Below are 15,220 nucleotides of genomic sequence, written 5' to 3' on the forward strand. Positions count from 1 at the left end.
TACGAGACAAAAGTCAGCGCGGCCCGCGGTAGAGCACGATCTGCGTGTTCCGCTGCGGACGTGACCCCGCCTTCAGCGAGATGGCCGCACCGCTCGCGGTGGCGGCGAACACCCGCGCCCCGGGTCGGTTGATGAGCTGGTCGGCCAACGCCGACTCGAGCTCGCGTACCCGGTCACGCAGCGCCTTGTTCTCGTTCTCCAGGTCGAGCACCCGCCGGATCCCCTCCAGCGACACGCCCTCGGAGCCGAGGCGCGCGATCTCGCGCAGCTGCGCGACGTCACGCATGGAGTAGCGCCGCGAACCGCCGCGGGTACGGCCCGGCACGACCAGGCCGAGCCGGTCGTACTGCCGCAGCGTCTGCGGGTGCATCTCGGCGAGCTCGGCCGCGACCGCGATCGCGAAGACGGGCGAGTTCTCGTCCATGTCGGTCATGGCGTGTTCCTTTCCGTCGTCCGCGTGGGGTGGAGACCAGCCTGGAGGCTCGGGGCGGCTTCCTGACGGAGCCGCGCCGAGCCTCCAGGCTGGGTCCACTGCTGTGGTCGCGCGCGCTAGTCGCGCGCCTTGGCGAGGAGGTCCTCGCGGGGGTTCTCGTCGGGCAGCGCGGCCGCGAGTGCCTCGACGGCCTCGCGCTGCTTCTCCGACAGGTGCGACGGCACCGCGACCTGGACGGTCGCGAGCAGGTCGCCCGTGCCGTTCTTCGTCGTGACGCCGCGCCCCTTGACGCGCAGGACGCGACCCGACGGCGTGCCGGGGGCGACCTTGAGCTTCACGGGCGAGCCGCCGAGCGTCGGGACCTCGATCGTCGCGCCGAGCGCCGCCTCGGCGAAGGTCACGGGGACGTCCACTCGCAGGTTCAGCCCGTCGCGCTCGAAGACCGGGTGCTTGCGCACCGACACGGCGACCACCAGGTCACCCGCCTCACCGCCGTCGGGCGACGGTTCGCCGCGACCGCGCAGCCGGATCTTCTGGCCGTCGGCCACGCCCGCGGGGATGCGGACGTTCACCGGCCGACCGTTGCCCTGTGACAGCTTGACGGTGTCGCCGGCGATCGCCGTGGTGAAGTCGAGCGTCGTCGACGCCGTGACGTCCCGGCCCTTCGTCGGACCACCGAAGCCGCGGTAGCCGCCGGAGGTCTGGCCGAAGCCTCCACCACCGCCGAACATCCCGCCGAGGATGTCCTCGAAACCGCCGGCACCTCCGGGGCCGCCCTGGCCGAAGCGGACACGCTGTCCGCCACCGCCCTGCTGCCCGAACATCCCGCCGAAGACGTCCTCGAATCCGCCCTGGCCCCCGCCGCCCGCTGTGAAGCGAGCGCCGGAACCCATCGCGCGGACCTGGTCGTACTCCTGGCGCTGCTCTTTGTCGGAGAGCACCGAGTAGGCCTCGCTGATCTCCTTGAAGCGGTTCTCGGCGGCGGCGTCACCCGGGTTGGAGTCCGGGTGGAACTGCCGTGCGAGCTTCCGGTACGTCTTCTTGAGCTCCGCGTCGGAGGCGTCCTTGGACACGCCGAGGACCTTGTAGAAGTCCTTGTCGAACCAATCCTGACTGGCCATGGATCACCTGCCTTCTTCTGTCGTCGCCACGGGGTTCCGGCTCAGGCCGGGACCGCCACCGCGACCTTGGCCGCGCGGAGCACGCGCTCGCCGAGCTTGTAGCCCGGCTCGACGACGTCCGCGACGGTCTGTCCGGTGGCGCCCGGGGTGGGCAGCTGGACGATCGCCTCGTGGATGTTCGGGTCGAACGCCTCGCCCTTCTCACCGATCTGCACGAGCTTGAACTTCTCGAAGCCCCCGCGGATCTTCTGGCCGATGACCTGCATCGGGCCCTCGGCGAGGTCACCGTGGGCCTCGGCCCGGGTTAGGTCGTCGAGCGCCGGCAGCAGCGCCCGCACGACCTCGGCGATGGCGACCTCGCGGTTGGCCTCACGGTCACGCTCGACGCGCTTCCGGAAGTTCACCAGCTCGGCCTGCGCACGGAGCATGTCCGCACGCATCTCGGCGACGAGGTCGCGGTCCTCGGTGCTCAGCTTGTCCTCGGCGATGCCGCGGGCGGCGTCGGCGAGCAGTGCCTCGTCCTCCGGGGAGAGGTCGTCCGCTGCGTCGGCCGCAGGGCCCCCGGCGGCGGGGCCGTCCGTCGGTACTTCGACGTCGGGCCCCTCCGCCTCGATGAGGTCCTCGGGCTCGGCCGCGTTCGTGGCGTCGCCCTCGACCTGGGGTTCTTCCTCGTTGGGCACGTTGTCCTTGGGATCCGTCATCGTTACTTCTTGTCCTTGTCGTCCTCGTCGTCCACGACCTCGGCGTCGACGATGTCCTCGTCGTCAACCGGCTGGTCCCCCGCGGGCTGCTCGCCACCGGCGGCACCGGCGGTTGCGTCCTGCTGGCTGTAGATGGCCTGCCCGAGCTTGCCCTGCGACTCGTTGAGCTTGTCGAAGGCGGTCTTCACCGCGTCGTCGTCCTCGCCCGCGAGTGCGGACTTGAGCGCGTCGACGTCGGCCTGCACCTCGGACTTGACGTCCGCGGGGAGCTTCTCGTCGTTCTCCTTGATGAGCTTCTCGATCGAGTAGACGAGCTGCTCGGCCTGGTTGCGACGCTCGTTCGCCTCGCGACGGGCCTTGTCCTCGGCGGCGTGCTCCTCGGCCTCGCGGACCATGCGCTCGATGTCCTCCTTCGGCAGCGACGAGCCGCCGGAGATGACCATCGACTGCTCCTTGCCGGTGCCCTTGTCCTTCGCGGACACGTGCACGATGCCGTTGGCGTCGATGTCGAACGTGACCTCGACCTGCGGGACGCCACGGGGAGCCGGCGCGATGCCGGTGAGCTCGAAGGTGCCGAGCGGCTTGTTGTCGCGGGTGAACTCGCGCTCGCCCTGGAAGACCTGGATCGCGACCGACGGCTGGTTGTCGTCAGCGGTCGTGAAGGTCTCGCTCCGCTTGGTCGGGATCGCGGTGTTGCGGTCGATGAGCTTCGTCATCAGGCCGCCCTTGGTCTCGATGCCGAGCGACAGCGGCGTGACGTCGATGAGCAGGACGTCCTTGCGCTCGCCCTTCAGGACACCGGCCTGCAGTGCGGCGCCGACGGCGACGACCTCGTCCGGGTTCACGCCCTGGTTCGGGGACTTGCCACCGGTCAGCGACTTGACGACCTCGGCCACGGCGGGCATGCGGGTCGAGCCACCGACGAGCACCACGTGGGCGATGTCGTTGACCGAGACACCGGCTTCCTTGATGACGTCGTTGAACGGCTTCTTGGTGCGGTCGAGCAGGTCGGAGGTCATCTGCTCGAACTGTGCGCGCGAGATCGTCTCGTCGAGGTTCAGCGGGCCCTCGGCGGTGAGCGTCAGGTACGGGAGCTGGATGTTCGCCGACATCTGCGACGACAGTTCCTTCTTCGCCTGCTCAGCCGCTTCCTTCAGACGCTGCTTGGCGATCTTGTCCGTGGACAGGTCGACGCCGTGCTCGTCCTTGAACTTCTTGACCAGGTAGTCGACGATGCGCTGGTCCCAGTCGTCGCCACCGAGGCGGTTGTCACCAGAGGTCGCGCGGACCTGGATCGTCGAGAAGTCGTCGTCCTTGCCCACCTCGAGCAGGGAGACGTCGAACGTGCCGCCACCGAGGTCGAAGACCAGGATGAGTTCGTCTTCCTTGCCCTTGTCGAGGCCGTAGGCCAGAGCGGCCGCGGTCGGCTCGTTGATGATGCGGAGGACGTTGAGGCCGGCGATCTCACCGGCGTCCTTCGTCGCCTGACGCTCCGCGTCGTTGAAGTACGCCGGCACGGTGATGACCGCGTCCGTGACGTCCTCACCGAGGTACTGCTCGGCGTCGCGCTTGAGCTTGCCGAGGGTTCGGGCCGAGATCTCCTGCGGCGTGTACTTCTTGCCGTCGATCTCGGTGGTCCAGTCGGTGCCGACGTGACGCTTGACCGACGCGATGGTGCGGTCGACGTTCGTCACGGCCTGGCGCTTGGCGGTCTCGCCAACCAGGACCTCGCCGTCCTTCGTGAACGCCACGATCGACGGCGTGGTGCGCATGCCCTCGGCGTTGGCGATGACGGTGGGCTCGCCACCTTCGAGCACGGCGACGACGGAGTTGGTGGTTCCGAGGTCGATGCCTACTGCACGTCCCATGTGTTGCTCCTCTTGTTCGGGGGGGGAAAGTCGTTGGACTTGCGTCCGATGGGCTCAACTCTACTCCTGAGTCAGCTGGAGTCAACTTCCGGCCTGGGGAACTTGCGCCAGTCTCACTCAACTCTCAGGTCGCGCAGTGCCCCTAAAGACGCGCGTATGTTGGTATTTCACGTGATATTCTGTATGTACATGCGCCGTCGGAACGCGTCGACGGGCGTGCCCCTTCCCGCACGGCCGCTGTCTGCGGCCCGTCCTGAAAGATGCACATGTCTCACAAGAAGAGGGCTTCCTTCGCCCTCAAGTCCATGGGTGCGGCCGGACTGGCCGCAGCCACCATCGTCAGCGGTTTTTCCTTCGGCGCTCCTGCCGCCATTGCGGATTCGGCTCCGGCGAAGGCGGAGTCTTCTCCGCACGCCATCGACCCAGACTCCTACGACGGCCGCGAGTTCAAGATGGCTTGGGCTTACGACGGCAACTGGTACACGTACGTCCCAACGTCCGAGGCCGGTGCCGGGATCACCGGATTGCAAAAGTTCTCCACCAAGGCCGCCGCGGAGGAACAGGGCGTCACATGGCGTTTTGACCGCTTCGGTTTGAACAAGTACTTCATCCGGGGCGCCTTTGCCCCCAAGCCCGGTCAAGCGCCCTTTGATTGCTTGTCCGCGTATGGATCGTATGCATCGGCCAATGGGAAGACCTATTATGCGATGCGGCCATACAGATTCGCGCCAGGGTCCTACTGTGACAACGAATTCTCCACATGGACCGTCACTTCATCAGGGACGATGCAGTCGGGATGGCGATTCGGTGGGACCGGTCCGTCTGCGGGTTCCCTACCTGCAGTGTTGACGAATTTCAACAACATCCTAGGCCTGCGGACCAACGGCGGGCAAATGAATGTGTCGGATCTCAAGTTCACGAATACCCCCGTCGCCCTCGAGGCGATGGTCGAACGGGTTGACCACACCGCAAGGACTGCGGTGATCTCCGGTACAGCAACTCCTGGTGCGAAGGTCCAGATCGGCAATCAGGAAGTCGACGCCAACACGACGACCGGCGCATGGTCGATGACGGTCACGGGTCTCGCGGGGGGCGTGAACACGCTCACCGCGATCCAGAAGGTGAACGACACCGAGATCGACCGCAAGAACATCAACGTCACCATCAACAGCGCGGCCATCATCGGGCAGGACGGGACCTCCGTCACGCTCGAGCGCGGCGAGGACACGTCGGTCGAGGCACTGTTCAAGACCAACGGCAGCGTGAGCCGTCCGCGGGGCTCGGTCGAGTTCACCGCTCCTGCGGGCACCACCTTCGCACCGCGCCAGCCCACCGTCGACGGCGCCTACAAGAAGCCCGGCGAGGGCTGGACGAGCGCAGCGATGACCCTTACCAACGGGGTCCGTTCCGAGGCCGGCACGAAGTACACCTACGACTTCGCACCCACCTCGTCGACCTGGAACCTCCCCGACGCCTCCCTGATGCGATGGAACATCGACGTCTCGGCCAGCGCCGACGCGCCCGCCGGGTCCGACGAGATGCGCACGGTGCTCATCGGCAACGCGGTCGAGGGCGCGTTCAACGCCACCAGCGAGACGGCGACCACGCTCGAGACCGCCCAGCGCGCGCTGACCGCAGAGGTCGAGTCGATTGACAACGAGGGCCGCTCGGCCGTCGTGACCGGTACCGCGACCCCCGGTGCCGACATCTCCATCGGTGATGAGTCGACCAAGGCCGACGCCACCGGCGCATGGTCGATCACGGTCGGCGACCTCGAGGTCGGGGACAACGACCTCGTCGTGATCCAGAAGGTCAACGGCCGTGAGGTCGACCGCAAGACCGTCACCGCGACGGTCGAGGGCCGCACGGAGCTGGCCCCGATCACGCTGTCCGGGCCGGCCTTGGTCACCCCGGGTCGCTCGAACACCTTCACCGGCACCGCCGAGCCCGGCGCCAGCTACCGCGTGCTCAACGTCTCCGGCACCCAGATCGTCCCCGGCACCTTCCAGGTCGGCGCCGACGGCCGCTGGACGTTCAACCGCGTCGTCTCCAACGGTGCACCGAACTTCCGCTTCGTGATCGAACAGACCAAGAACGGCCAGACCGTCAAGTCCGAGCTCTTCACGATCAACGCGACGGCCCTCGCACCGGTGACCGTCACGGGGCCGACCGCCGTCCGCCCCGGTGTCTCGAACACGTTCACCGGCACCGCCGAGCCCGGCGCCACCTTCCGCGTGCTCAACGTCTCCGGCACCCAGATCGTCCCCGGCTCCTTCGAGGTCGGCGCCGACGGCCGCTGGACGTTCAACCGCGTCGTCTCCAACGGTGCGCCGAACTTCCGCTTCGTGATCGAACAGACCAAGAACGGCCAGACCGTCCGCTCCGACCTGTTCACGATCAACGCCACCGAGCTCACGCCGGTGACGGTCACGACGCCGGACCGCGTCATCCCGGGTCGCTCGAACACCTTCACCGGCACCGGTGAGCCCGGCGCCACCTACCGCGTGCTCAACGTCTCCGGCACCCAGATCGTCCCCGGCACGTTCGAGATCGACGCGCAGGGCAAGTGGACGTTCAACCGCGTCGTCTCCAACGGCGCACCGAACTTCCGGTTCGTGATCGAGCAGACCAAGAACGGTCAGATCGAGAAGTCGAAGCTGTTCACGATCGACGCTGCGGACTTCGCCCCCGTCACGGTCGACAACCGCTCGGTCACGCCCGGAATGTCGAACCACTTCACCGGCACCGGTGAGCCCGGCGCGACCTACCGCGTCCTGAACGTCTCGGGTACGCAGATCGTCCCCGGCAGCTTCCAGGTCGGCAACGACGGCAAGTGGGCATTCGACCGCGTCGTGTCCCGCGGTGCAACCGAATTCCGATTCGCCCTCGAGGTCACCAAGAACGGCCGTACCGAGGTCAGCGAGCTCTTCACCCTCGCAGCCGACACCCAGTAGCTCCTCGGCGGCCCTCCTGTCGCCCCACGACAGGAGGGCCGCCCCCTCTGCTCCCGGAAGGAACCCGATGAACACCACGATCCGCCGCGGCCTCGCCGCAGCATCCATCGCCCTCGTCGCCGCGCTCGGCGTCACCGCCTGCAGCACGTCCGACGCGACGGACCCCGCGCCCACCGCCTCGAGCACGACGAAGGCTGCCCAGACCACCTACAACGAGTGCATCGACGGTGCCGTGCAGCTCTGGGACGAGGACGAGGACTCGGACGAGACGATCGCGACGAAGGACTGCGCAGCGGCGAACCTCATCAGCTCGGACCGCACCTACGACCTCGGCACGATCGACACCATCACCGTCGAGGCGAGCAACGCCACGATCTCGGTCTCCTCGACGAAGAAGGTCTACTTCAGTGGATCCAACAACACCCTGACCTACGAGGGGGAAGCCCCCAAGGTCGACGATCAGGGCAAGGGGAACACCGTCACGGCGGCCGGCTGAGTCCAGCCCGCGCAGCCGCAACGAGGAGGGGACGGAAGCCTGCTTCCGTCCCCTCCGACGTTCAGTATTGTTCTTTCAGATGTGATGTTTTAGACTGATCACCGAACCCGACCGGAGGCCCCCTTGAACTACCTCGTCGTCATCCGCGCCCTCGTCTCGGGCTGGTGGATCATCGCAGGTGCCACGCTCCTCGGAGCAGGCCTGTCCCTCGTCGTCACGAGCATCACGCCTCCCACCTACCAGGCATCGACCTCCTACTACGTGTCCGTCGCCGGGGACACCTCGGCATCCGCCGGCGAGATCGCGCAGGGGTCGAACGCCGCACAGCAGAAGATCAAGTCGTACATGCAACTCGCGACCTCCCCCCGCGTCCTGCAGGGCGTGGTGGACGAGCTCGAACTCGACACGACTCCGGCGGCCCTGGCATCCAGGATCACCACCTCCGTCGACGCCGGCACCGTGATCATCAAGATCGCCGTCCAGGACGAATCCCCGAAGGTCGCCGCCACGATCGCCGAGCAGGTCGGCAAGCGGCTCGCCGGCGTGGTGCAGCAGATCGAACCCCGCGGCGCCGACCAGGCGCCATCGGTGCGACTCGAAGAGGTCACGCCAGCAAGTGAGCCCACGAGCCCGATCTCCCCTCGGAAAGCAGCGGACCTCACGCTCGGTCTGGTCGGTGGCCTCGCCGCCGGTGCCGCCCTCGCCCTGCTCCGGGCTGCGGTCGACACCCGCATCCGCTCGGACGAGGACCTCGACGTCGACGTCCCCGTGGTCGGGGACATCGCGTTCGACGCCGATGCCGCTCGCCGTCCCTTGATCGTCCGGGACGAGGTGAACACCCCGAGATCGGAGGCCTTCCGCAGCCTCCGCACGAACATCCAGTTCCTCCGCACCAGCGGCGCCCCCACCATCGCCGTCACCAGCGCCAGACCGTCCGAGGGCAAGACCACCACCACCGCCAACCTGGGCATCGCGTTGAGCAAGAGCGGCATGCGCACGGTGATCATCGACGCCGACCTCCGTCGACCGAACGTGGCCTCCGTGATGAGCGTCGAGGGGGCCGTGGGGCTCACCGATCTGCTCGTCGGACGCGTCGAACTCGAGGACGCCCTGCAGGACTGGGGCCTCGAAGGTCTCGCCGTCCTGCCTGCCGGCACGATCCCGCCGAACCCCAGTGAGCTGATCGGGTCGGAGGCGATGGCCCGCGTCCTCGCCGAGCTCGCGTCGCGGTTCGACGTCGTCCTGGTCGACACACCGCCGGTCCTGGCCGTCACCGACGCGGCACTCGTCAGCACCCTCGTGTCGACGACCCTGCTGGTCACCGCCGCCAACCAGACGAAGCGCTCCGATGTCCGACTGGCGGTCGAGGCACTGGCACGGGTGGGGCAGCAGGTCGCCGGCATCGTCCTCACCAAGACCAAGCACAAGGCGTCCCGCAGTGCGTACTACCGCTCGGACTACACGAACCCTCGCACCACCTGACCGACGACAAGGACACGATCGATGCAGTCCCCCCGCCGCACACGCACCCTCCGCACGAAGCGCCTCCTCGACATCGTCGGTGCCGTCGTCGCGCTCGTCGCACTGTCACCGGTCCTCGCCGTCGTGGCGGGACTCGTGGCGATCCGGCTCGGCCGACCGGTGCTCTTCCGGCAGCTGCGTCCCGGACTCCACGGCGTGACGTTCACCATCCTGAAGTTCCGGACGATGCTCGAACCCGACCCCGCCGTCGGCCTCGTCAGCGACAGTGACCGGCTCACGTCGTTCGGCTCGTTCCTCCGGTCGACGAGCCTCGACGAACTCCCCAGCCTCTGGAACATCCTGCGTGGTGACATGAGCTTCGTCGGGCCCCGACCGACCCTCTGCCGGTACCTCGACCTCTACACCGCCGAGGAGTCCCGCCGGCACGACGTCCTGCCCGGCCTGACCGGACTCGCCCAGGTCCGTGGCCGCAACGCGCTGCCGTGGCCTGAGCGGCTCCGGTCGGACGTCGAGTACGTCGACACCGTGACCCTCGGCCTCGACCTGCGCATCCTGCTCCGCACCGCGGTCGTCGTGCTCCGCCGCGAAGGCATCGCCGCCCCGGGGCACGTCAGTTCAGACGTCTTCGAGGGCACCGCCGCGATGACCGGTGGTCCGCGGTGAAGACGGTGTGGATCGTCAACCACTACGCACACCACCGCGAGCGCGACGGGCGGGCGACGCGGCACCAGCACCTCGCCGACGGTCTGACGGAGCACGGGTGGCACACGGTGGTCATCGCTGCGGGCACCGATCACCCGTCCGGCCGCTCCCACATACGCGGGGCATCGACGCGCGAGCGCTGGTCCGGGGACGGCTACGAGTTCTGTTGGCTCCGCGGCGTCGACCACCGCGGTGCCGGTGCCCGCCGGGCGATCCGTCGCATCGCCGACATCGGCCTCTTCACCGCGTTGCTGCTCCGACCGGCGTCGCTCCGGGGGCTCCCGCGGCCCGACGTGGTGGTCGGCGGATCCTTCCACCCGCTGGCCGCCTGGGCCGCCTCGGTGCTCGCGCGTCGGATGGGCGTGCCCTTCGTCTTCGAGCCCCGCGACCTCTGGCCGGAGTCCGCCCTCGCGCTGACCGGCATGACCGAGCGGCACCCGGCGGTCCGCGTGCTCCGCCGCCTCGAGCGCGTGATCGTGCACCGGGCGACGCACATCGTCTCCCCGCTCGAGGGTGTCGGCCGGTACTACGCCGACCGCGGTCAGCCCACTCCCTTCACGTGGATCCCGAACGGTGTCGCGCTCGACGAGCAAGCCGACGCACCCGACGCACCCGACAGTTGCGCCAACGAGCCCGACGACGACCGGTTCACGGTCGCCTACCTCGGTTCGATGGGGCCGGCGAACGCGCTCGAAGCCGTCCTCGACGGCTTCGACCTCGCCGCCCGCCGGGCCGCCGCGAACGGCGGCCCGCGTCTGGTGCTCCGCATGGTCGGGGACGGATCGGACGTCACCGCGCTCCGGGAACGTGCGTCGCGCCTCCAGGCCGGTGCCGACGTGACCTGGGACGGACGCGTGCCGCAGGACCACGCCCGACGCATCGGCCGACAGGCCGACTGCCTGGTCGTCAACATGCACGACCTTCCGCTGTACCGACACGGGGTATCGATGAACAAGCAGTACGAGTACATGCTGCTCGGTCGCCCGCTGCTCGTCGGCGCACCCGTCACGCTCGCACCCGTCGCCGCGTCGGACAGCGGGGTCCACGTCCGTCCGGACGACCCCCGGTCGATCGCTGCGGGCATCCTCGCGCTCGTGGCGATGTCCGCAGCCGAACGCGACGCGATGGGTGCCCGAGGGCGGTCCCACGTCGTCCGCGAGCACGACTACCGACGACTCGCCGGCGTCCTGGCCGACGTCCTCGACGGCACGGTCACCGCCGCGCGGTCCGCCGGAGCGCGGGTCCGGCCGCCACACCGACAGCTGAGGAAGCCCCGGGCATGATCCCCGACATCGTCCACGTCTCGAGCGCGCATCCATGGGTGGACAACCGCGTGCACCTCCGAGAAGCGGCCGCGGCGGCGGACGCCGGCTTCCGCGTCCGGCTCATCGCCGTCGACTCCGACCTCAGCGCCCCGGCGACGGCCGTCGACGTGGTGCGGATCCCACGGCGAGCGCGAGCCCGGCGCATGGTCGTGTCGTCGACGCAGGCGCTCGTGCTCGCGCTGCGCTCCAAGGCGCGTGTCGTGCACCTGCACGACCCCGAACTCATCTGGACGATCCCGGTGCTCCGTCTGGCCGGCCGCACCGTCGTCTACGACGCCCACGAGGACCTGCCGGACCAGGTCTGGAGCAAGGACTACCTGTCGTACCGGCAGCGCGCCGTGTTCGCGTGGCTCTCGCACGGCCTGCTCCGGGTCGCCGGGACGGCGCACCGGGTGGTCACCGCGACGCAGTGGACCGGACGCCGGTTCCCCGCCGGGCGCCGGCTCGCGATCCACAACTTCCCCTTCGCGCGTCCGGAGGACGACGCCCAGGTCAGCCTGGAGGCGCGCCCCGCCCTGGTCGCGCACGTCGGCGTCCTGAGTCGCGACCGCGGCATCGACGTGCTCGCCTCGGTCGTGCAGCAACCGTCGTTCCCGTCGGGTTGGTGTCTCGAGATGGTCGGGTCGATCGACCGGTCGACCTCGGTCGAGGAGCTCCGTGCCGCCGAGGCCACCGGACGAGCCGTGCACGGCGGTGTCGTCGGCCCGATCCAGGCTCGGGACCTGCTCCTGCGCGCTCGGATCGGTGTGGTCCCGTTCCGCCGGACGCCCGTCACCGACCAGATCTTCCCGACGAAGCTGTTCGAGTACCTCGCGGCCGGCCTCGCCGTCATCGCGACGGACAACCCGCTGTGGCGGCACCTGCTCCGCGACGTCGAGTGCGTGACGTTCGTGCCGGCCGACGACCCGGCCGCCATCGCGTTGGCGATCCGCCGCTACGCCGAGGACCCGGCACTGCTCGAGCGCCACGGCGCCGAAGCCCGGCGAGCGGCCGCTCGGTTCACCTGGGCACCGGAAGCCGAGCGACTCGTCGCGATGTACGACGAGCTCCTGCCGGGTGTCCGCGCAGCACGGTCGAAGTCGACGGCCGACCGGTGACCCGCGCCCGCATCGACCGGAGTGCACTCGCGCGTCCGGTGGGACGGACCGCGGGGGTGTTCCTCGCGGTCGGACTGCTCGGCTTGACCATGAACTGGATCTCGGCGCGCCTCGTGGCTCCGCTCTTCTCGTACCTGGGGTACAGCTTCGTCCCGGCGCCGGCGCACGCCGTGCTCCTGGTCATCGTGCTCACCACGGGTGTGGCGCTGACCCTCCCCCGCATCCTCGTCCGCCCCTCACACGTCGTCCTCTGGACGATCTTCGTGGTCTGCGTCAGCCCGACGATGATCATGAGCATCTCGACCGGCTACGTCTCCGCGATGACGGCCATCGCACTGAGCGCCACGGTCGGGGCAGCGTTCTCACTGGTGAGCCTCGCGACCCCGCGCGGAGCCACGGTGCCCGCGTCCCGTGTCGGCCAGGCCGAGGACGTGCTCGTCGTCGGCGCCCGACGGCTCGACCGTGGCACCGTCACCTGGATCGTGTGCTGGGTGTACTCACTCGTCACCTACGGCTTGATGGCGGCGACCGTCGGGATCAACCTCCGGTTCGTGGCCCTCGACGACATCTACGACGTCCGCGCCGACTACGCGGCAGACGTCGGTACCGGCGGGGCCCTCGGGTACCTGCTGACCGGTCAGGCGTACGTGATCAACCCGCTCATCCTCGCGCGCGGGATCTTCCGTCGTCGGCCGTCCCTGGTCCTGCTCGCACTGGCGGGACAGTTCCTGCTGTACTCGAGCACCGGTTTCAAGGCCGTCCTGTTCTCGTTCATCGCCGTCCTCGGCATGGCGGTGCTGTTCCGGGGCACGAAGCCCGCGCGGTCGCTCGCCTTCCTCGGCGCGCCGCTCGCGATCATGGTCGTGTCCGCGGTGGCCGACGAGGTACAGGGCGGGATCACGTGGACCTCGGTGTTCACCCGCCGCTTCATGCTGACCCCGGGGCTGCTGTCCTCGGTGTACGTCGACTACTTCCATGACAACCCCGTCGCGCGGTACGGGTACTCGTTCCTCAGTCCCTGGATCGACTACCCCTACGACCTGCCACCACCGAAGCGGATCTCCGACTACCTGGTGCCCGGATCCGTGGGCTACGCGAACGCGAACCTGTTCGCCGACGGGTTCGCGAACCTGGGGTGGATCGGGATCTTCGTCGCCGCCGCCGCGCTGTTCGTCTGGCTCCGGTTCCTGGATCGAGCGAGCCGGGGGCTCCCGATGCGTGTCGCGGCGATGGCCGTGGTGATGCCGAGCATCATGCTGTCGAACACCTCGATCTTCACCGCGATGCTCTCGCACGGACTGCTCATGGGCACCCTCATCCTGCTCATCGCACCGCGGAGCGGCTGGGAGCGCGCACCGCGGAGCGGCTCGGAACGCACGCCGCGAGCCCGGGTCCCGGAACCACCGCACGCCCGGCGCCCCGGGACACGAGCTCGGGCCGGGCTCCGTTCCGCCGTGCTCGCCGAGGGAGCGGTCCCGGCGCGGCGGACGCGCACCGCCAGCCGCCGGGACCGCACGAAGCCGCACGGACGCCGTGCGGCTCAGCCTTCTCGGACGCGGACGACCGCTCCGGCGCCGGCGACCACCGCGGTCGTGGTCGCGGCCCAGTCGTTGTCCACGAGCACGAGGTCGTTGGCGGTCTGCCGACAGAGCACCCCGTAGACGGCACCGCTCTCGACGCTGCCCTCGTACCGGTTGCCCACGACGTGCCCCCGGTTCTCGGTGGCGCGGACGTCGATCGCCACCGAGGTGGCCGCGCCCTGCGCCCGGAGTCCTGCGATCCGGTTGCGGACGAGGGCGATGCCGTCGTTCGAGTGGTACAGCGAGAGCCCCCGCCGCACACCACCGGGCAGGTGGTTGTCCGCGATGACGAGGTGACGGGTGAGGTACACGAGGACCGCGGCGTCGCGGTCACCGTCGCCGTAGCCCGTCACGGTGTTGCGCAAGATGATGCCGTTGGCCCGTTCGGCGCAGTCGCCGACGCGCTCGCCCGCCCCGCGGACGACGATGCCGGAACCCGGGCCGGTGGTCGTCCGGTGGACGACGTTGTCGATCACCGAGCAGTCGAGTGGCGCGTACTTCGTCGCCTTCGCGTCGGATTCGTCCTTGGAGGGGACGATGGCGATGCCCACCCTGCAGTTCTCGACCCGGTTCCGCAGGATCGCGATGGACTGCCCACCGTGGGTGTCGATGCCCTCCCACCCCGGGACATCGGAGACGTGGTTGTCCGCGATGACGACGCGTGCGGATCGGGGGGCGCCCTCGAGCCCGGTCGTGGTGGCGCGCACTGCCTCGATGCCGTAGGAGTTCACGTAGGGCGCCGGCTGGGTGATCCGTGCGATCCGGTTGTTCCGCACCGTCCCGTCTGTGCACGAGAACATCAGGACGCCGGCGTAGCCGATGTCCTCGATGACGCTGTCGGCCACGGTGAAGACCGTGCAGTGCTCGAGCAACACCCCGTCGTGCGGGAAGTCGCGGATGTCGGCGCCGAGCACCCGCACGTCACGCAGCGGTCGCGCCGCCGTGCCGATGAACCGGACACCGCGTCCGAGCCCGGAGTGGCCAGAGCCCGAGCCGCGGAGGACGGCGTCGATGAGGGTGACCCCGGATGCCGTGACGGAGACGAGGTCGATGTCGCGCGGGGTCGAGAGCGAGCCACCGACGAACCGGACGGTCAGTGGGCGGGCGATGCGCAGCGGCTCGGACAGCGTCCACTGCCGGGTCACCACCAGCACACCGTCCGCGCGGACCGCGTCGACGGCGTCCTGCAGGCGGGCGACACCGAGGTCCGAGACGGCCTGCGAGGCCGAGGCTTGGGCGGTGTGGCCGGCGTCGACTCGTCCGGAGGCGGCCGCTGCCCGGGCCTCGGCGGCGAACAGTGACACCGGGATCGCTCCGGCGGCACCGAGCAGGGCACCCCGTCGGGTGATGGCCGGTCGCGGTGATCCGTGCCGCGTCACCGGCCGACCCCGCCCGAGCTCGAGGTGCGGACGGAGCAGGTGTGGAGCAGTCGAGGAACCATGGTGCGAAACTATGGTCACG

The 15,220-nt window shown here is 69.2% G+C and carries 11 protein-coding genes; 6 read left to right on the forward strand and 5 right to left on the reverse strand.

Features of this window, described 5'->3' with window-relative positions; translation table 11 throughout:
* Window positions 1-13 precede the first annotated feature (13 nt).
* From DEJ17_RS03460 to dnaK, 4 genes are all read right to left on the reverse strand, one after another.
* Window positions 14-424, reverse strand: coding sequence for a heat shock protein transcriptional repressor HspR (locus tag DEJ17_RS03460; RefSeq protein WP_110865490.1), 411 nt, complete (start codon window positions 422-424; stop codon window positions 14-16).
* Between the two features lie 125 nt (window positions 425-549).
* Window positions 550-1,554, reverse strand: coding sequence for a DnaJ C-terminal domain-containing protein (locus DEJ17_RS03465; RefSeq protein WP_110892083.1), 1,005 nt, complete (start codon window positions 1,552-1,554; stop codon window positions 550-552).
* A gap of 41 nt (window positions 1,555-1,595) precedes the next feature.
* Window positions 1,596-2,255 (reverse strand): nucleotide exchange factor GrpE, encoded by a 660-nt coding sequence (locus DEJ17_RS03470; RefSeq protein WP_110892084.1) that lies wholly within the window; start codon window positions 2,253-2,255, stop codon window positions 1,596-1,598.
* Window positions 2,256-2,257: 2 nt separating this feature from the next.
* A complete protein-coding gene (gene dnaK, locus DEJ17_RS03475; RefSeq protein ID WP_110892085.1) occupies window positions 2,258-4,123 on the reverse strand; it encodes a molecular chaperone DnaK in 1,866 nt (621 codons plus the stop codon).
* Window positions 4,124-5,217: 1,094 nt separating this feature from the next.
* On the opposite strand from dnaK, the gene DEJ17_RS03480 reads away from it, so the two are divergent.
* The 6 genes from DEJ17_RS03480 to DEJ17_RS03505 all read left to right on the forward strand — a co-directional run bounded on the left by DEJ17_RS03480 (window position 5,218) and on the right by DEJ17_RS03505 (window position 12,179).
* Complete coding sequence (locus tag DEJ17_RS03480) at window positions 5,218-7,077, forward strand: hypothetical protein (RefSeq protein WP_146239604.1); 1,860 nt, start codon at window positions 5,218-5,220, stop codon at window positions 7,075-7,077.
* Window positions 7,078-7,144: 67 nt separating this feature from the next.
* Window positions 7,145-7,573: a DUF3060 domain-containing protein gene (locus DEJ17_RS03485; protein WP_110892087.1), complete on the forward strand. Its 429-nt coding sequence runs from the start codon at window positions 7,145-7,147 to the stop codon at window positions 7,571-7,573.
* A gap of 123 nt (window positions 7,574-7,696) precedes the next feature.
* Window positions 7,697-9,055: a polysaccharide biosynthesis tyrosine autokinase gene (locus tag DEJ17_RS03490; protein ID WP_110892088.1), complete on the forward strand. Its 1,359-nt coding sequence runs from the start codon at window positions 7,697-7,699 to the stop codon at window positions 9,053-9,055.
* Window positions 9,056-9,076: 21 nt separating this feature from the next.
* Window positions 9,077-9,718: a sugar transferase gene (locus DEJ17_RS03495; RefSeq protein WP_110892089.1), complete on the forward strand. Its 642-nt coding sequence runs from the start codon at window positions 9,077-9,079 to the stop codon at window positions 9,716-9,718.
* Window positions 9,715-11,040: a glycosyltransferase family 4 protein gene (locus DEJ17_RS03500; RefSeq protein ID WP_110892090.1), complete on the forward strand. Its 1,326-nt coding sequence runs from the start codon at window positions 9,715-9,717 to the stop codon at window positions 11,038-11,040. The genes DEJ17_RS03495 and DEJ17_RS03500 overlap by 4 nt, the downstream gene beginning before the upstream one ends.
* Entirely contained in the window at window positions 11,037-12,179 is a 1,143-nt protein-coding gene (locus DEJ17_RS03505) for a glycosyltransferase (RefSeq protein WP_110892091.1), read from the forward strand. The genes DEJ17_RS03500 and DEJ17_RS03505 overlap by 4 nt, the downstream gene beginning before the upstream one ends.
* Before the next feature lie 1,540 nt (window positions 12,180-13,719).
* On the opposite strand, the gene DEJ17_RS03510 is transcribed toward DEJ17_RS03505, so the two are convergent.
* Window positions 13,720-15,219, reverse strand: coding sequence for a right-handed parallel beta-helix repeat-containing protein (locus tag DEJ17_RS03510; protein ID WP_146239605.1), 1,500 nt, complete (start codon window positions 15,217-15,219; stop codon window positions 13,720-13,722).
* Window position 15,220 lies beyond the last annotated feature (1 nt).

Origin of the sequence: Curtobacterium sp. MCSS17_011 (assembly GCF_003224275.1) — a bacterium.
GTDB lineage: Bacteria > Actinomycetota > Actinomycetes > Actinomycetales > Microbacteriaceae > Curtobacterium.